Annotated in this window: 12 protein-coding genes; 4 read left to right on the forward strand and 8 right to left on the reverse strand. The window is 74.3% G+C overall.

Annotation, left to right across the window (positions count from 1 at the left end; genetic code table 11):
• Window positions 1-25: 25 nt before the first annotated feature.
• Window positions 26-1,381, forward strand: coding sequence for a hypothetical protein (locus P2H44_RS16845; RefSeq protein WP_275765215.1), 1,356 nt, complete (start codon window positions 26-28; stop codon window positions 1,379-1,381).
• A gap of 30 nt (window positions 1,382-1,411) precedes the next feature.
• Here P2H44_RS16845 and trpE read toward each other — a convergent pair whose 3' ends face one another.
• The 5 genes from trpE to P2H44_RS16870 form a co-directional block, all read right to left on the reverse strand.
• Window positions 1,412-2,920 carry an anthranilate synthase component I gene (gene trpE / locus P2H44_RS16850; RefSeq protein WP_275765217.1) on the reverse strand — a complete coding sequence of 503 codons (1,509 nt, stop codon included), beginning with the start codon at window positions 2,918-2,920 and terminating at the stop codon, window positions 1,412-1,414.
• A gap of 114 nt (window positions 2,921-3,034) precedes the next feature.
• The gene (locus tag P2H44_RS16855) at window positions 3,035-4,912 is read right to left on the reverse strand and encodes a peptidylprolyl isomerase (RefSeq protein WP_275765219.1); all 1,878 of its coding nucleotides are present in this window, start codon (window positions 4,910-4,912) and stop codon (window positions 3,035-3,037) included.
• 447 nt (window positions 4,913-5,359) lie between these two features.
• Window positions 5,360-6,574, reverse strand: coding sequence for a DNA cytosine methyltransferase (locus P2H44_RS16860; RefSeq protein WP_275765220.1), 1,215 nt, complete (start codon window positions 6,572-6,574; stop codon window positions 5,360-5,362).
• Window positions 6,571-7,803, reverse strand: coding sequence for an aminotransferase (locus P2H44_RS16865; RefSeq protein ID WP_462976304.1), 1,233 nt, complete (start codon window positions 7,801-7,803; stop codon window positions 6,571-6,573). Before P2H44_RS16865 ends, P2H44_RS16860 begins: the two co-directional genes overlap by 4 nt.
• Before the next feature lie 252 nt (window positions 7,804-8,055).
• Window positions 8,056-8,943, reverse strand: coding sequence for an alpha/beta fold hydrolase (locus P2H44_RS16870; protein WP_275765222.1), 888 nt, complete (start codon window positions 8,941-8,943; stop codon window positions 8,056-8,058).
• Between the two features lie 146 nt (window positions 8,944-9,089).
• Here P2H44_RS16870 and P2H44_RS16875 point away from each other — a divergent pair, with 146 nt between their 5' ends.
• On the forward strand, window positions 9,090-10,316 hold the full coding sequence (locus P2H44_RS16875; RefSeq protein WP_275765224.1) for a class I SAM-dependent methyltransferase: 1,227 nt from the start codon (window positions 9,090-9,092) through the stop codon (window positions 10,314-10,316).
• Complete coding sequence (locus P2H44_RS16880) at window positions 10,313-11,263, forward strand: heme-dependent oxidative N-demethylase family protein (RefSeq protein WP_275765226.1); 951 nt, start codon at window positions 10,313-10,315, stop codon at window positions 11,261-11,263. Before P2H44_RS16875 ends, P2H44_RS16880 begins: the two co-directional genes overlap by 4 nt.
• A gap of 141 nt (window positions 11,264-11,404) precedes the next feature.
• Here the strand turns inward: P2H44_RS16880 and P2H44_RS16885 are convergent, their stop codons facing one another.
• From P2H44_RS16885 to P2H44_RS16895, 3 genes are all read right to left on the reverse strand, one after another.
• Window positions 11,405-12,622: a S8/S53 family peptidase gene (locus P2H44_RS16885; RefSeq protein ID WP_275765227.1), complete on the reverse strand. Its 1,218-nt coding sequence runs from the start codon at window positions 12,620-12,622 to the stop codon at window positions 11,405-11,407.
• Between the two features lie 181 nt (window positions 12,623-12,803).
• The gene (gene glnA / locus P2H44_RS16890; protein ID WP_275765229.1) at window positions 12,804-14,213 is read right to left on the reverse strand and encodes a type I glutamate--ammonia ligase; all 1,410 of its coding nucleotides are present in this window, start codon (window positions 14,211-14,213) and stop codon (window positions 12,804-12,806) included.
• 139 nt (window positions 14,214-14,352) lie between these two features.
• Complete coding sequence (locus P2H44_RS16895; protein WP_092859189.1) at window positions 14,353-14,691, reverse strand: P-II family nitrogen regulator; 339 nt, start codon at window positions 14,689-14,691, stop codon at window positions 14,353-14,355.
• A 221-nt stretch (window positions 14,692-14,912) separates the two neighbouring features.
• Here P2H44_RS16895 and P2H44_RS16900 point away from each other — a divergent pair, with 221 nt between their 5' ends.
• Window positions 14,913-16,724: an NAD(P)H-hydrate dehydratase gene (locus P2H44_RS16900; RefSeq protein ID WP_275765231.1), complete on the forward strand. Its 1,812-nt coding sequence runs from the start codon at window positions 14,913-14,915 to the stop codon at window positions 16,722-16,724.
• The last annotated feature ends 12 nt before the right edge of the window (window positions 16,725-16,736 follow it).

Raw genomic sequence — 16,736 nt, forward strand, 5'->3', positions numbered from 1 at the left:
CCTGCGCCCGGCCCGGTCGGACCTCGTGGCCGGCGCCCTGATCCTCGCCGCCTTCGTCGCGAGCCGCCTGCTCGCGATCCGCGCCGGCCTCTCGGTCGATCCCACGGTGATCGGGGGCCTGTGGCAGATCCTGGCGCTGGAGCGGCTGGCCGAGGATCTTCCCGGCGCGCTCCTCTCCCTCCACGCGCAGCCGCCGCTGTGGAACGGGCTGATCGGCCTGTTCGTGGCGGCCTGCGGCCCGGACGAGCTTTGCGTCAGCGAGGGACTGTGGGCGCTGCACATCGGCCTCACCCCCGTGATCGCGGGGCTGATCTGGGGGACCCTGCGGCTCGCGGGCGTCGCCCGGCCGCTCGCCTGGGGGGCGGCGGGGCTGTTCGCGCTGTCGCCCGGCGCGCTCTTCTACGAGACCTTCACGCTCTACACCCACGTCTGCTGCGCGCTGCTCGCCGCCGGCGCCTTCGCCGCGGCGCTGTTCGCACGCGGGGCGCGGGGCGGGGCGGCGGCGGCGCTGCTGGCGGCGGCGCTCCTGTGCCTGACCTGGCCGCTGTTCCACCCGGCCTGGATGCTGATGGTCTTCGCGGGCCTCGTCGCCATCGACCGCAGGCGGGCGCTGCGCGCCGGCCCGCTCGTGGCCTTCGCGCTGACGCTGGCGCTCTCGCTCGCGCCCTCGGCGTGGAACCTGCACCGGCACGGGCTGTTCTCCAACGGCTCCTGGATGGGGCTGAACCTCGCCCAGACGGTGGAGTGGATGGACGCCGACCAGCGCGCCCGCTGCCGCTTCCGCCCGGTGATCGAGGACATCGAGCAGGCGCATCGCGACGGCCTCCTGCCGGGCCCCCCGGCCGCGCGGGACAAGTCGGTCCACGACCCCGCGATCATCGAGCGCTCGAAGGAATGCCTCGCGATGGCGGTGGCCGAGATCCGGGCGCATCCGCTGGAATGGGCGGCGGGCCGGGTGATGACCGCCGTGCGCTCCCACCGAATGTGGAGCTGGGAATACCCGCTCTACGCTCCCATCGGGTGGGAGCGGATGCCGATCCCCGACAAGTCGCGCGAGGGCGCCCGCTGGGCCGAGGGGGCCGAGGGCTGGGGCCTGTTCGCGCTCTTGTGGGGCGGCTTCCTGCTGGCCGCGGGGGCGGTGGTCAGCGGGCTCATGGGGCGCCGCGCGGGGCTGACCTTCGCGCTGCTCCTGCAGATCGCGGCCTTCACCGCCGCCGCCCATGTCGCCAACGGGGTCGAGCAGAACCGCATGCGCCACGTGATCGCGCCGGAATGGCTGATGGTCACGGCGCTGGGGCTCGACGCCCTGCGCCGCCGCAGGACCGTCCGTCGCGAAAGCGGGTCCGGTCCGGACGCGGCGCCACGCGAACGAGGGGCGTGACCGGCGCCGGCCCCGCCCCCCGGACCCGCGTCAGCGGTTGCCGCGCGGGGCGAAGCGGCCGGCTTCCGAGGCGGCGGTGAACAGCGCCTTGGCCTTGTTCACGGTCTCCTCGAACTCGGCCTGCGGGTCGGAGTCGTAGACCACGCCGCCCCCGGCCTGGATGTACATCTTGCCGTCCTTCACCACCGAGGTGCGCAGGGCGATGCACATGTCCATCTCGTCGGCGGCCGAGATGTAGCCCACCCCGCCCGCGTAGACGCCGCGCTTCTCGCTCTCCAGCTCGTCGATGATCTCCATCGCCCGGACCTTCGGCGCGCCCGAGACGGTGCCCGCCGGCAGGCCCGCCAGCAGCGCGCCCAGCGCGTCCACGTCCTCGCGCAGCTCGCCCTCGACGTTCGAGACGATGTGCATGACGTGGGAATAGCGCTCGACGGTGAACTGGGCGGTGGGGTGGACGGTGCCGATCTTGGCCACCCGGCCCACGTCGTTGCGCCCGAGGTCGAGCAGCATCAGGTGCTCCGCCCGCTCCTTGGCGTCGGCCAGCAGCTCGGCCTCCAGCGCCTCGTCCTCCTCGGGGGTGGCGCCGCGCTTGCGGGTGCCGGCGATGGGGCGGATGGTGACCGTGCCGCCGCGCACGCGGACCAGGATCTCGGGGCTCGCGCCCACCACCTGGAAGTCGCCGAAGTTGAAGAAGAACATGTAGGGCGACGGGTTCGTGCGGCGCAGCGCGCGGTAGAGCGCGAAGGGCGGCAGCGGGAAATCCAGCGTCCAGCGCTGCGAGGGCACCACCTGGAAGATGTCGCCGGCGCGGATGTACTCCTTCGCCGTCGCCACCATCTCGGCGTAGCGCTCGGGGGAGGTGTTCGAGACCGGCTCCCCGATCTCGCGCAGGTCGCCGTCGGCATGGCCCTCGCCGACCGCGCGGTCGAGGTCCATGACCGCGTCCGACAGCCGCTCGGCCGCGCGCGCGTAGGCGGCGCGCGCGTTGGCGCCGTCGCCGGCGCGAACGGGGGTGACGAAGGTGACCTCGTCCTTCACCGCGTCGACCGCCGCCACGATGGTCGGGCGCATCATCACCGCGTCGGGCAGGCCCAGCGGGTCGGGGTTGGTCTGGGGGATGCGCTCCACCTGGCCGATCATCTCGTAGCCGAGATAGCCGAACAGGCCCGCCATGCCCGGCGGCAGGCCGCCCGGCAGCTCCACCCGGCTCTCCTCCAGCACCGCGCGCAGGGACTCGAGAGGCTTGCGGGGATCGGCCTCGAAGGCTTCCGAGTCCCAGCGGGCGGAGCGGTTGATCTCCGCCTTGTCGCCCCGGCAGCGCCAGATCAGGTCGGGCTTGAAGCCGATGAAGCTGTAACGGCCGCGGGTGTCGCCGCCGGTGACGCTCTCGAGCATGAAGGCGTCGCGCCGCGCCTGGGTCAGCTTCAGCATCAGGCTGACGGGCGTCTCCAGGTCGGCGGGGATGGTGCAATAGACGGCGACGTTGCGGCCCTGCGAATAGGCGGCCTCGAAGTCGGCGAACTCGGGTTTGATCTGCATGACGGAACGGGCCTCGCGAAGCGGGCGGAGCGACGGGGCGGCGCGGGCCGGCCCGCCGCGCCCGGCCCCCCGTCTCCCGCAGGAGAGGGGGCCGGGGCCGGGCCGGAGGCGCCGTCAGCGGATCGAGTTGATCGCGCGGTCCATCGCCTGCGGGTTGTACTGGGGGGCCAGCCGCTCCTGCAGGGCGGCGGCGTAATAGACGTAAAGGTCGTTGGCGACCGCCTCATCCAGCGCGTCCCGCCATCGCCCGACGAGCTCGGCGCCCTGGCCGTCCTCGAGATCCGCGGGCATCACCTCCACCAGCTGCACCAGCGCCACCCCGTCGGCGGAGGGGGCGACGGCCGCGGTGCCGGCCTCGGCGCGGCTCAGCGCCTCGCGCGCGGCGGCGGGGATCCCGGCGTCCTCCTCGTCCCGGCGCAGCGGGCGGGAGCGGACGAGGGAGCCCGGCAGGTCGGCCGCGACCGCGTCCAGCGGCTCCCCGGCGTCGAGCCGGGCGCGGGCGGCCTCGGCCATCTCGGTCAGCGCCTCGCGGCGGCGCGCGTCGGCCCAGTCGGCGGCGACCTGCGCGCGCGCCTCCTCCAGCGTCTGCGGGGCGGAGGGGGTGACCGCGTCGACCCGCACCAGCGCCCAGGCGCCGCCGTAGGTCTCGACCAGGTCGCGCTCCTCGCCGGGCTCGGCGGCGAAGACCTCCTCGATCAGCTCGGGCGAGCCCTCGACGCCCGCGGCCTCGGCCATGCCGTCGCGGGTCAGGCCGGTCTTCTCGCGCAGCGGCAGGCCGGTCTCCTGGGCGATCTTCTCCAGCGTCTCGCCCGAGGCCAGCAGGTCCGCGGCCTCCTCGGCGCGCTGGTGGGCGAGCTCGCGCGCCTCGTCGCGGGCGAGCTGGCGGCGCAGCTCCTCGCGCGCGTCCTCGAAGGGGGTGACGCGCGCGGGGATCGAGGCGCGCACGTTGTAGAGCGCCGGGCCCAGCGAGCTGGGCAGCGGCCCGACCACGCCGAGATCGGCCGAGAAGATCGCCTCGGCGGTGGCGTCGTCGTAGTCGTCGCGGGTCACCTCGCCCTCGTCCACGTCGGCGGGGGAGAGGCCGCGCTTCTCGACCTCGGCCTCGAAATCGCTCTCGCCCGAGGCGATGGCGTCGACCGCGGCCCGGGCGGAGGCCTCGTCGGGGAACACCAGCCGGTCGACGGCGCGGCGCTCGGGGATCGCGTAGCGGGCGCCGGCGGCCTCGTAGGCGGCGCGCAGACGCTCCTCGGGGATCTCCACCGTCTCGGCCAGCGCCTCGGGCGAGATCTCCAGCCAGGCGGCGTCGCGCCGCTCGGGCCACTGGTAGGCGTCGGCATGCGCCTCGTGCCAGGCGGCGAGGTCGGACTCGCTCGGCTGGCCGGGATCGGGCGCCCCGGCGAGGGGCAGGTCGATCGCGGCGAAGACCCGGCGCTCCAGCCCGTAGGCGGCGAGATCGGCGGCGAGGCCGGGCGCGGCCACGGCGCCGCCGCGCACGCCGCGGGCCACCGCCTCGCGCGCCAGCGACTTGCGCAGGTCGTCCTCGAACCGGTCGACGCGGAAGCCCAGGCGGTCGAGCACGAAACGGTACTGGTCCTCGTCGAAGGTCCCGTCGAGCCCCTGGAAGGAGGGGCTCTCGAGGATCGCCTCGCGCAGCGCGTGATCGTCGGCCGAGATGCCCAGCCGGCGCGCCTCCTCGTTCAGGGCGGCGTCGCGGACCATGCGGCCCAGCAGCGACTGGGGCAGGCCCATCGCCTCGGCCTGGGCGCGGTCGACGGGCTGGCCGGTGCGGCGCGAGACGGACTGCATCTCGCGGATCAGGCCGTTGGCGAAGTCCTCGACGGTGACCTTCTCCTCGCCCACCGAGGCGACCGGCGTGCCGGCCCCGCCCAGGTCCAGGTCGCCCACGCCCCAGACGGCGAAGGAGACGACCAGGACGCCGAAGAGGATGCGGAACGCCCAGGTCTTCGAGGCGCGGCGGAGGAGATGCAGCATGATCGGGCCTTCGGATCGCAGGCGAGGGACGACCATGGGTCTTAGAGACTCGCGAAGGCGGGGGCAACGGGGCGGGGCGCGCACGATGTCGTAGGGGCGACCCGGGCCGCGGAAGGCGCGCGGGGCGGGGAGGGGGGCGCCTCCGAGGCGGGGCTCGTCGGCCGGCCGCTGCGCGGGGGCGCGCTTGGGCGCGCCCGGAAGGCCGCTTCGGGAGCTCACCAAAGAACAGGGCCGCGCCTGTCCTTCGGATCCGTCCGTCGCTGAAGATGCCTGAGCGAGTCGGGGAGAGGGGTCAAGGACAAGCCCGCGCAAGCGCGGGTCGCTTCGCGATCCTGGACCCCTCCCCCCGACTCGCTCTTCACGGCATCAGCGACGGACGGCTCCGAAGAACAGGCGCTTCGCGCGGGCCCGCGGGCGTCGCGCCGAGGCGCCCGGTCATGGCGTCGGTCATTCGGCGGCGGCGGCGGCTTCCTGGGCGTCGAGATGGTCGAGCAGGGGCTCGATCAGCTGGGCGGCGAGCCAGCGGGCCACCGGGGCGGCCACGCCGTCGCCGGCGAGCTTGTAGGCGTCGGTGTAGCGGCGCGGCAGGCGGTAGTCGTCGGGCAGGCCCATCAGCCGGGCGGCCTCGCGCGCCGACATCAGGCGCGTGCGCACCCGCCCCGACGGCTCGACCATCACCAGCGTCTGGCGGGAGGAGCCGCCGGCGGGCGTGCGCAGGCAGCCCGCCAGGTCGAAGCGCACCTCCGCCCGCTGTACCGAGCCGCCCTCGCCGTCGGGCCGCGTGCGGCGGTAGAGGGCGCCGGCGACCGGGCGGCCGTCGCGCTTCGCCTCGGCCTTCGCGGCCTCGATCCGGGCGAGGTGGCGGGGCGTCATCATCGCGAGCAGGCGCTTCGTCTCCGCCGCCGTGCGCCAGCGCACGTCCGAAGGCGCCTCCTCGACCACGTCGGAAAGCTGCAGGTTGCGCGGCGGCGGCGCGGGCAGGCGCAGGGGGCGGCGGGCGGGCGCGGCCTCGGCCAGGCGCGTGAAGGCGGTCGCCAGCGACTTCGGCGGCAGGGGCGTGCCGTCGCCGTCGCGGCGCAGCAGATGCGCGGGCGGCTCCTCCTTCCAGGCGATCACGAAAAGGCGCGGGCGGCTCTGCGGCAGGAAGCCGGCGGCGTCGACCACATGCGCGTCGTAGCGGTAGCCCCCCGCCGCCAGCGCCCCGCAGAGCGCCGCGAAATCCTTGTGGCCCGAGGCCGAGGCCAGCCCCACCACGTTCTCGATCACCAGCACCCGCGGCGCGCGCCCCTCGGCGGCCAGCCGCTCGACCAGGAACCAAAAGGCCCAGAACACCGAGGACCGGGTCGAGCCCCCCACCCGCATCCCCCGCCGCGCGCCGGCGAGGCTGAGGTCCTGGCAGGGGAAGGAGGCCCAGGCGAGGTCCGCCCGGCCGGGGATGTCGGCGGTGGCGACCTTGGCCACGTCGCGCTCGACCAGGTGGTCGCCGCCGAAGTTCTCCCGGTAGGCGGCGCACTTGGCCGCGTCGAAGTCGTTCGCCCAGAGGCACTCCCAGCCCTCGCCCAGGCCGATGCGGGCCATGCCGCCGCCGGCGAAGAACTCGAGGAACCGGCGTCCCCGGCGGGCGGGCGCGCCCGCCCCCTCCGAGGCGTCGCTCGAGGTCACGCCCGCGCCTTCCGATCCGCGGTGAAGGCGGCGAGCCGGGCCAGCGCCTCGCGCAGGCCGTCTGCGTCGGCGTTGGCGAAGGCCATGCGGAAGCTCGAGGGGCCCAGCGGGTCGTCCCCGGGGGTGAACATCGTGCCGGGGAGCATCAGCAGGCTCTGCTCCTCGACCAGCGCCTTGGCGAGCTCGGCGGAGCTTTCGGCGAACGGGTGGCGCAGCCAGGCGAAATAGGCGCCGCAGCCCATCAGCTCCCACTCCGGCAGGGCCTGGCGGAACTCGTGCATCACCACCGCGCGGCGGGCGAGGATCTCCCGGCGCTGCTCGGCGACGAAAGGCGCGAGATGGCGAAGCCCGTGCAGCGCCGCGATCTGGCCCAGCTGCGAGGTGCAGATGGTCACGGTGTCGAGGAACTTCTCCGCCTGCGCCAGCCGCAGGGGCGAGGCGATGGCCGCCCCGACCCGGTGGCCGGTCAGCCGATAGGCCTTCGAGAAGCTGTAGAGCTGGACCACGTGGTCGCGCCAGGACGGGTCCTGGAACAGCGCGTGGGGCGCGCCCTCGCGGCTGTCGAAGTCGCGGTAGGTCTCGTCGAGCACCAGCATCGCGCCGTGGCGGCGGGCGAGCTCGGCGAAGGCCTGGACCACGCCGGCGGGATACTCGGCGCCGGTGGGATTGTTGGGGGTGATCAGCACGATGGCCTTCACGCCCGCCATGCGGGCCTCGGCCTCCGCGAGGATCGGGACGAGGGCGCCGTCGCAGGGCAGGGGGCGGGCCTCGACCCCGGTGATGTCGAGCCACATCTTGTGGTTGAAGTACCACGGGCTGGGCAGCAGGACCGCGTCGCCGGGGCCGGCGATGGTGGACATCAGCGCGCAGAAGGCCTGGTTGCAGCCCGGCGTGACGGCGACGTCCTCCATCGCGATGTCGCCGCCGTAGGCCGCGGACCACTGCGCGGCGATCTCCTCGCGCAGCTCCGGCATGCCGAGCACCGGGCCGTAGAGATGCGCCTGGGGCGTGTTCAGCGCGGCGTCGGCGATCGCCTGGCGCAGGTCCTCGGGCGGCGGGTCGACGGGCGCGGCCTGGCTGAGGTTCAGCAGCGGCCGGTCCGCGGGGAAGCTGCGCCCGGCGATCCAGCGCCGCGCCTCCATCACCGGCGGATCGTAGGCCATGGCGACCCCCGCCGCGAGCGGGCCGGGGAACGGGGCGGAGGGCGGGGTCGGGGCGGAGCTGCTCATGCGCGCGACGATAGCCGCGCGACGGGAGCGGCGGAAGAGGGCGCGGACGCGGCGCGCGGTCTTCGCGAGGGGCGGGCGTCGCGCGCTCCCGGCCGTCCTCGGACGGGAGCGCCGGGGCCTCCGCCTGGACCTGAAAGGCGGCAGGCGCCGGATCGGCGGGCGTCGCCCCCGGCGGGCGCGTCGCCGGCCGATCCTGCGAACGCGCCTGCCGGCGCGCGAGGCGGGGGCGCAGACGCCCGCGCCCGCCGCCTCTCAGTCGAGGAAGCGGCGCAGAAGGCCCGCCACCTCGTCGGGCTTCTGGTGGATGACCCAGTGGTCGGCGCCCTCGATCTCGACCACCTCGAGGTCGTCGCACAGGTCCGCCAGGCCCTCCCGGCTCTCGGGCAGCAGGGCGCCGTCCTCCATGCCCCAGATCAGCAGATGCGGCATGCGGATGCGCATCGTCTGCGGGTCGAGCGAGGCGAGCAGCGTGTCGTCGGCGGCCTCGCCGACCTCGGGCACCACCAGGGGCGTGGCGCGATACCAGTCGACCATCGCCTTCATCGCGCCCGGCTGGCCCCAGGCGCGCTTGTAGGCGGCGGCCTTCTCGGGCGTCAGCCAGGCCATGTCCATCTTCTTGTCCAGCATCCGCAGCACGCCCGCGAAGTCGTCGGCGGCCAGCTTCTCATGGCTGTCGGGCTGGCGCAGGAAGCGGATGTACTGGCTGGCGGCGCGCTGGGGGCCGTCCTTCAGAAGCTCCCGCTGGAAGGGCAGGGGGTGGACGCCGTTGATGATCGCCAGCCGCTCGATCTTCTCCGGGCCCCGGATCGCGGCGTTGTAGGCCGCGCCCGCGCCCCAGTCGTGGCCCACCAGCGCATGGGCCTTCCCGCCCGGGCGCCAGGCCTCGATCATCGCCAGCGCGTCGGCGCCGATCTTGCCGGTCGCGTAGTCCGAGGTCTCGGCCGGCTTGTCGGTCAGGTTGTAGCCGCGCTGGTCCGGCGCCACGCAGAAATAGCGGTCCGACAGACGCGCGATCATCTCCTCCCACGCCCCGGAATACTCCGGGAACCCGTGCAGCATCAGCACCAGCGGACCGTCCTCGGGCCCGTCCACCAGGCAGCTGAAAGTCAGCCCGCGCACCTGAACCGTCTCGCGTCGCATGTCGTCCTCCCAGGGTCACGTCATCTTAATCGCGTGATTAAGCGTGCAGACTAGCGGCGCCTGCGCCACGGCGCCACCGCGACGTGCGCCGCCTCCCTTGACCCCTCCGCCCCCGCGCCGGAAGAGGGGGGGCGCGAGGAGGCCCCATGGACCCGGTGAAACGCCAGTACGAGAGCTACCCCTACCCCGAGCGCGATCCAGCCGACGAGGCGCGCCGGCTGGTGGAGGGCTCGCCCTCGGACCCGATCGAGATCGACCACTTCCTGTTCAAGGGCCGCCGCGACTGGCGCCGGCCGTTCCGGGCGCTGGTGGCGGGCGGGGGCACGGGCGACGCGCTGGTGATGATGGCCCAGCGGCTGGCCGACGCCGGCTGCCCGGCCGAGATCACCTACCTCGACCTCTCCGAAGCCTCCCGCGACGTCGCGAAGGCGCGGATGGAGGCGCGGGGCCTGCGCGCGACCTACGAGGTGCGCAGCCTGCTCGACGCCCCCGCGATCGCCGCCGAGCGCGGGGCCTTCGACTACATCGACTGCTGCGGGGTGCTGCACCACCTCCCCGACCCCGATGCGGGCTTCGCCGCGCTGGCGGGGGCGCTGGCGCCCTCCGGCGGGCTGGGCCTGATGGTCTACGCCCCCTACGGCCGCGACGGGGTCTATCCCATGCAGGACGCCTTGCGCGCCCTGCTGGGGGAGGACGAACCCTCGACCCAGGTGGCGCTGGCGCGCGAGGCGCTGGCCGCGGCCCCAGAAACCAACGGCTTTCGCCGCAACCCGTTCGTGACCGATCACGAGGCCTCGGACGCCGGCCTCTACGACCTGCTGCTGCATTCCCGCGACCGGCCCTATTCCGTGCCCGAGCTGCTGGGCGCGCTGGAGGGGGCGGGCCTCGGCCTCGTCTCCTTCCTCGAGCCGCTGCGCTACGATCCCGCCCCGCACCTGCCGCAGACGCCCGCCTTCGCCGAGCGGCTCAAGCGACTGTCCCCGCAGGAGAAATGGGCCCTGGCCGAGCGCCTGTCGGGCAACATGCGCATGCATGTCGCCTATGCCGTGAAGGCGGGGCGCGAGGGCGAGGCGATGGCCGGCCTCTCGGCCGAGGCGGTTCCCCGCTGGGGCGGCCCCGACCCCCGCGCGCTGGCGAAGAAGGTCCATGAGGAAGGCGGCTTCGCCATCGCCATGGCGGGCCTGCGCCACTGGGTCCCGATCCCGAAATCCGCCGCCCCCTTCCTGCCCGCGATGGCCGCCGAGCGCAGCTTCGGCGAGATCGCCAGGGCTGCGCGGATGGACTGGTTCGCCTTCGCCTCCACCTTCGGCCCCGCCTACCGGGCGCTGGTCGGGGTGAACCTGCTGCATTGCTCGAAAGGTCTTGCGCGATGACCGAGGCGCCTTCCGCCGCCGCCGCTCCCGGCCATGCCGCGCCCGCGGTCCCCGGCGTCCTGCCGCCCTGGGCGCTGCCCTATGCGCCGGTGGCCCCCTTCGCCAACGCCCGGGTGGCGGTGGCGCCCGGGATCCAGCCGCTCGACCCCGCCGAGTGGTTCCTGATCGCCGAGGACTTCGCCGGCCAGATGGCCGAGCGCGATCGCCTGATCGCCGACCATGCCGCCTGGGCCTACGGCACGACGCCCGAGGGCGAGGAGGCCGCCGCCGAGCTGCTGGAGACGATCGCCGAGCATGTCGTCGCCCGCCACGGCTTCACCCCCGACGGACCGCGCGCGCTGATCCGCCCGGACGGGGTGCGCGTGGCGCTCGACGACCTGCCGCCCATCGCCGCCGCCGGCCGGCTGGTGCAGGACGACCTCCTGCTGATGGCCAGGCCCGAGGGCGCCGAGGAGCACGTGCTCGTCGCCGGGGTCCTGTGCTTCCCCGCCCACTGGACCCTGTCCGAGAAGCTGGGCCGCCCGCTGCTGCGCATCCACATGCCGGTGCCGGAGTATCCCGGCGACCTCGCCCGCCGGGTGCAGCGCTTCTTCGACGGGGTGCAGCCGGGGCGGCCGATCTGGCGGGCCAACTGGCACTTCGCAGCCCACCCCGAGATCGTGACCCCGATGCCCGAGGCGCAGAAGACCGCCATGTACCGCGAGCGGCTGGCCCTGGGCGAGGACGCCTGGCTGCGGGTCGAGCGGCAGACGGTCCTGCGCCTGCCGCGCACCCGCGCGGCGCTTTTCGGCGTGCGCACCCTGATCACCCCCGCCGACGGGCTGAGCCCCGCGCAATGGCGCGCGCTCGACGCCGTGGTCTCCGAACTGCCGGCCGAGCAGGGCGCCCGCAAGCTCGGCCCCGCGCTGCGCGCCCGCGCCGCGCGGGAGGCCGCGAAGGCCGACTGAGCCGGCGCCTCCGATCTCCAAGGCGCCGCGCCCCGGGCCTGACCCGGGGTCCCGCCCTGCGCCCGCCGCCCGGGCGCCGTGCCCCGGGCTTGACCCGGGGCCTCCCGCGCTCCGCGACGCGCGGGGCGCCCCGGCCGCCGTTCAGGCCGCGGGGGGGCGCTTGTGCAACGGCCAGTCCGCCTTCGGCTCCATCGCCAGCAGCGCGGGAATGTCGAGCGTGGGGATCGGCGACCAGCCCGCGCCGGGCGGCGGGCGCATGTCGGCCTGCATCGTCTTCGCGCTGGCGTGCAGGGCGTGGCGGAAGGCTTCGACGATCCTCCACCGCTCCCCCGGCGCGCCCCACATCGCCTCCAGCCTTCCATTGTGGAAGTTGCGCCACAGCGCGGCCGCCCCCGCCACCTGCGGGGTGGCGTAGGAGGTGCCGGAGGGTTCGCCCGCGTCCCCGTCCTCGGCCCATTCCGGGGCGGGGGGGACGGCCGCGAAGTCGAAGCCCGCGCGGTTGATCCGCATCGCCTGCGCGTGGACGTCCACCCGGTCGCTCCCGTGGCGATAGCCGCCCGGCGGGTAGTGGCGGCACTGGCCCCCGGTTCCCTGCGCGTCGTAGCCCGAGACGGCGACGGTCCGCTCCCAGAACGCGGGATAGATCACCGAGTCGATCACCTGCCCCGCCGCGCAGCACAGGATCACGCCGGCCTCGTAGCAGCGGTTCACCGCCGCCGCGACGTTGTCGGCAATGCCGACCTCGCCCCCCAGCGCCGCGACCAGCGGGCCGTAGGCGGGGCCCAGCCAGCCGGGATTGCCCATCGACATCGTCACCACGCCGGGGACCTGCGGCTGGCCCAGCAGGTGGTCCAGCGCCCAGCCCAGCCGCGCGGTCGCCTGCCGGGTCGACACCGGCCCCACCCCCATCGGGCTGTAGAAAAGCGGCCCGTTCGAGATCCGGTAGGGGATCACCCGCACGCCCGGAACCACCCCGACCAGCCGTCCCGGCACGTTCCCGCAGAGCGCCGAGAGGGTCTTCACCCCGTGGTCCGGCCACTCGATCAGCCCGTCGCCCAGCCCGCCCGAGCGGGTCATGTCCGCGATGGGCCGGCAGTCGGTCCCCGGCGGCGGGGCGCCGGGCGTGTCGCAGGCGCCGTCCAGGAAGTTCCGGCCGCGGTCCAGCAGCAGCCAGGCGGGCGGCGGCCCGCCGGGCGCCCAGCCGATGCCGGGATGCGGCGCGACCCCGCTGTCGACATGCGCCACGATCGCATGGCCGGGCGGGCCCGAGCCGTCATCCGCCTGCGCGTCGACCAGCAGCTGCAGCGCCGAGGCGTAGCCGCCCCGGTCCGGTTCCGGCAATCGCTTGATGAAATCCATCGGCCGTCCTCCCTCGGCGAGCGTCCCCGGGCGGTCCTGCCCGGGGATCTTCCCCAGCGGCATCCTGCCCGGCCCGACCGCGCCCCGAGATGAACGGCGCCCGAGGGAGGCGCCCGCCGACGGAAAAGGGCGGCGCCTTTCGGCGCCGCCCCCGGTGTTCCCTCGGTCCGATCTTCAGCGATCAGAGGTTGTAGTACATCTTGTACTCGATGGGGTGCGGGCAGTGCTCGAAGGCGTAGACCTCCTCCCACTTCAGCTCCGCGTAGCCCTCGATCTGGTCGCGGGTGAACACGTCGCCCGCGGTCAGGAACTCGTAGTCGTCCTCGAGCGAGTTCAGCGCCTCGCGCAGCGAGCCGCACACGGTCGGGATGCCGGCCAGCTCCTCGGGGGGCAGGTCGTACAGGTCCTTGTCCGCGGCCTCGCCCGGATCGATCTTGTTCTTGATGCCGTCCAGGCCGGCCATCAGGAGCGCCGAGAACGCGAGGTAGGGGTTCGCGGAGGGATCGGGGAAGCGGGTCTCGACGCGCTTGGCCTTGGGCGACTCGGTCCACGGAATGCGGATCGAGGCGGAGCGGTTGCGGGCCGAGTAGGCCAGCAGCACGGGGGCCTCGAAGCCCGGGATCAGGCGCTTGTAGGAGTTGGTCGACGGGTTGGTGAAGGCGTTGAGCGCCTTCGCGTGCTTCAGCACGCCGCCGATGTACCACAGCGCCTCGTCGGAGAGGTCGGCGTACTTGTCGCCCGCGAACAGCGGCTTGCCGTCCTTCCAGATCGACTGGTTGACGTGCATGCCGGTGCCGTTGTCGCCCGCGATGGGCTTGGGCATGAAGGTGGCCGACTTGCCGTAGGCGTTGGCGACCTGCTGGATGATGTACTTGTACTTCAGGATCGCGTCGGCCTGCTCGGTCAGCGAGCCGAACACCAGGCCCAGCTCATGCTGGCACGAGGCGACCTCGTGGTGATGCTTGTCGACCTTCATGCCGATGCGGGCCATCGTCGAGAGCATCTCGGCGCGGATGTCCTGCATGTGGTCCACCGGCGGCAGCGGGAAGTAGCCGCCCTTGACCAGCGGGCGCATGCCCATGTTGCCCATCTCGAAGTCGGCGTCCGAGTTCCAGGCGCCGTCCACGGCGTCGACCTCGTAGGACACCTTGTTCATCTCGACCGCGTACTTGACGTTGTCGAAGAGGAAGAACTCGGCCTCGGGGCCCCAGTAGGAGGCGTCGCCGATGCCCGACGCCTTCAGGTAGGCCTCGGCCTTCTTCGCCGTCGCGCGCGGGTCGCGCTCATAGTACTCGTTGGTGTCCGGCTCGAGCACATCGCAGTGGATGCACATCGTCTTCTCGGCGAAGAACGGATCCATGTAGGTCGAGGTGCAGTCGGGCAGCAGCTTCATGTCCGACTTGTCGATCGACTTCCAGCCGGCCACCGACGAGCCGTCGAACATGAAGCCTTCCGTCAGGAAGTCCTCGTCGATTTCGGACTCGATGACGGTGACGTGCTGCAGCTTGCCCTTGGGGTCGACGAAGCGCAGGTCGAGGTATTCGACCTCCTCGTCCTTCATTTTCTTCACGACGGAAGCGGCGTCGGTCATGCTGGATCCTCTCCTTGGTGTCGCATGGGGCCCCGTTCAGGCCCGGGTCCCACCTTGGGGACCCTTGTATACGGGCCGGGGGCGTTCGGCTTGCGGCGCCCGCTGCGGCGGGCGGCCGCGGATGGGCGGCCCGCAGGGGTCAGAGCGCGTCGGCGCCCTCTTCCCCGGTGCGGATGCGGATGGCCTGCTCGACGTTCGAGACGAAGATCTTGCCGTCGCCGATCTTGCCGGTGCGGGCGGCGGCGACGATCGCCTCCACCGCGCGCTCGACCATGTCCTCGTCGACCACGACCTCGAGCTTCATCTTGGGCAGGAAGTCCACGACGTACTCGGCGCCCCGGTAGAGCTCGGTGTGGCCCTTCTGGCGGCCGAAGCCCTTCGCCTCGATGACGGAAAGGCCCTGCACGCCGATCTCCTGGAGCGCCTCCTTCACCTCGTCGAGCTTGAACGGCTTGATGATGGCCTCGATCTTCTTCATGGACCTGCGGGCTCCCTCGTTGTCCGCTGCGGCGGAGGGCCGGACGCCCCCGTTCGCCGCGCGTGATGTTCATGCAGGCCGCATGCCAAGCGCATCGGCCGGTGGGATGCAATGGGCGCCGGGGCGCGGGAACCGTCGCCGGACGGGAATCGACGCGAGGCGCCCGTTGCGAAGGCAGTTTGCCCAAACCTTGGGCAAAGATGAAGGGAAAGCGAGTCGCCATGGATCCCGAGCTGCGGACCTCCGCCCAGATGCGCGCCCTCGAGGCCGCCGCGATGGCCGAGGGCTACCCCGGCCGCGAGATGATGGAGCGGGCGGGCGCCGAGACCGTCGCGGCGATCTTCGAGAGCTTCCCCGACCTCGCCGACCTGCCGGGCGAGGCCGTGATCCTGTGCGGCCCCGGCGGCAACGGCGGCGACGGCTACGTGATCGCCCGCCGCCTGGTCGAGCGGGGCTGGCGGGCGCGGGTCCTGGCCCTGGGCCGGCCGGCGGAGGGCGGGGACGCCCAGGCGATGGAGGCGCGCTGGCGGGCCATGGGCGGCGTCGTCGCCCCGCTCGACGACGCCGCGGCGCGCGCCTTCGCCGCCGGCGAGGGCGGCGAGCCGGCTCTGGTCGTGGACGCGCTCTTCGGCATCGGCCTCTCGCGTCCGCCGGAGGGCCCGGTCGAGGCGCTGCTCGCCGATGCCGCCTGCTACGGGCGGGGCGAGCGGGGGGAGCGCTGGGTGGCGGTCGACGTGCCCTCGGGCCTCTGCGCGGACTCGGGCCGGGCGCTGGGCGCCGCGGTCGAGGCGGACCTGACCGTGACCTTCCACGCGGCCAAGCTCGGCCACCACCTCGCCGACGGGCCGGCGCTGTGCGGGCGGCTCGCGGTGCGCGATATCGGGTTGGGCCCGTGGCTGCCCTCGTGGCTCCCCTCCTGGCCCTTCGCCGTCTCGCCCCCCGCCGCGCGCCCGGCCCCGCGCGTGCCGGACGACGCGGCCGCGCGCGGCGTGGGCTGGACCCTCCAGGCCGACGGAACCCTGGCGCCGCGCCAGCCGGAGACCGCCACCGAGGCGGAGCGCGCGGCCGCCGCCGAGGCCGCCGCCCGCTTCGCCGCCCGCACCTCGGCCGCCTCGCCCGCGCAGGCGCCCTCCGCCCCCCCGCCCCAGACGCCGCCGGCGCGGCTGGTCTCGGCCCCGACGGCGGAGCTTCTCGCCAAGCGGGCGGGGGATCACAAGTACGGCCACGGCCACGTCCTGGTGCTCTCGGGCGGGGTCGGGCGCGGCGGCGCCGCGCGGATGGCGGCGCGCGCGGCGCTGCGGGCGGGGGCGGGGCTCGTCACCCTCGGCTGCCCGCCCGCCGCGCTGATCGAAAACGCCGCCCGCCTCGACGCGGTGATGCTGCGCCCGGTGAAGGACGCCGACGCGCTGTCGGAGATGCTGGAGGATCGCCGGCTGAACGCCCTGGTCCTCGGCCCCGGCCTGGGCGCGCCCGAGCGCGCGCGCCTCTTGGTCGAGGCGGCGCTGGCCGCCGGGCGGTCCACGGTGCTGGACGCGGACGCCCTGACCGCCTTCGCCGAGGCGCCCGAGACGTTGTTCGAGCGTCTGCACCGCGGCGCCCTGCTGACGCCCCACATGGGCGAGTTCGCGCGCCTCTTCCCCGACCTCGCCGAGCGGCTGGCCGAGCCGCCGACCCGCGGCCCCGCCCTCTCGCGTCTCGACGTGGTGCGGGAGGCGGCGGCGCGGGCCGGGGCGGGGGTGCTGCTGAAGGGGGCGGACACGGTGATCGCGGGACCCGACGGCCGGGCCTGGATCCACTCCGCCGCCTACGGGCGCGAGGCGCCCTGGCTCGCCACCGCGGGGGCGGGGGACGTGCTGGCGGGGATCGCGGCGGGGCTGATGGCGCGCGGGTTCACCCCGGCCGAGGCCGCCAAGACCGCCGCCTGGCTGCATGTCGAGGCCGCGCGCCGCTTCGGCCCCGGCCTGATCGCCGAGGACCTCGCGGAGCAGCTTCCGGGGGTGTTGAGGGATCTGCTCGCCCCCGGCGCCCGATAGGGGCGGGGAGCG

It is taken from the genome of Albimonas marina, from assembly GCF_029223255.1.
Classification (GTDB): Bacteria; Pseudomonadota; Alphaproteobacteria; order Rhodobacterales; family Rhodobacteraceae; genus Albimonas.

Excerpts from the sequence above, each read along its gene's own strand:
- P2H44_RS16885 (WP_275765227.1), bottom strand. The coding sequence starts at position 12,622 with ATGGATTTCATCAAGCGATTGCCGGAACCGGACCGGGGCGGCTACGCC.
- P2H44_RS16870 (WP_275765222.1), bottom strand. The coding sequence starts at position 8,943 with ATGCGACGCGAGACGGTTCAGGTGCGCGGGCTGACTTTCAGCTGCCTG.
- P2H44_RS16900 (WP_275765231.1), top strand. The coding sequence starts at position 14,913 with ATGGATCCCGAGCTGCGGACCTCCGCCCAGATGCGCGCCCTCGAGGCC.
- P2H44_RS16895 (WP_092859189.1), bottom strand. The coding sequence starts at position 14,691 with ATGAAGAAGATCGAGGCCATCATCAAGCCGTTCAAGCTCGACGAGGTG.
- P2H44_RS16855 (WP_275765219.1), bottom strand. The coding sequence starts at position 4,912 with ATGCTGCATCTCCTCCGCCGCGCCTCGAAGACCTGGGCGTTCCGCATC.
- P2H44_RS16880 (WP_275765226.1), top strand. The coding sequence starts at position 10,313 with ATGACCGAGGCGCCTTCCGCCGCCGCCGCTCCCGGCCATGCCGCGCCC.
- P2H44_RS16875 (WP_275765224.1), top strand. The coding sequence starts at position 9,090 with ATGGACCCGGTGAAACGCCAGTACGAGAGCTACCCCTACCCCGAGCGC.
- trpE (WP_275765217.1), bottom strand. The coding sequence starts at position 2,920 with ATGCAGATCAAACCCGAGTTCGCCGACTTCGAGGCCGCCTATTCGCAG.
- glnA (WP_275765229.1), bottom strand. The coding sequence starts at position 14,213 with ATGACCGACGCCGCTTCCGTCGTGAAGAAAATGAAGGACGAGGAGGTC.
- P2H44_RS16865 (WP_462976304.1), bottom strand. The coding sequence starts at position 7,803 with ATGAGCAGCTCCGCCCCGACCCCGCCCTCCGCCCCGTTCCCCGGCCCG.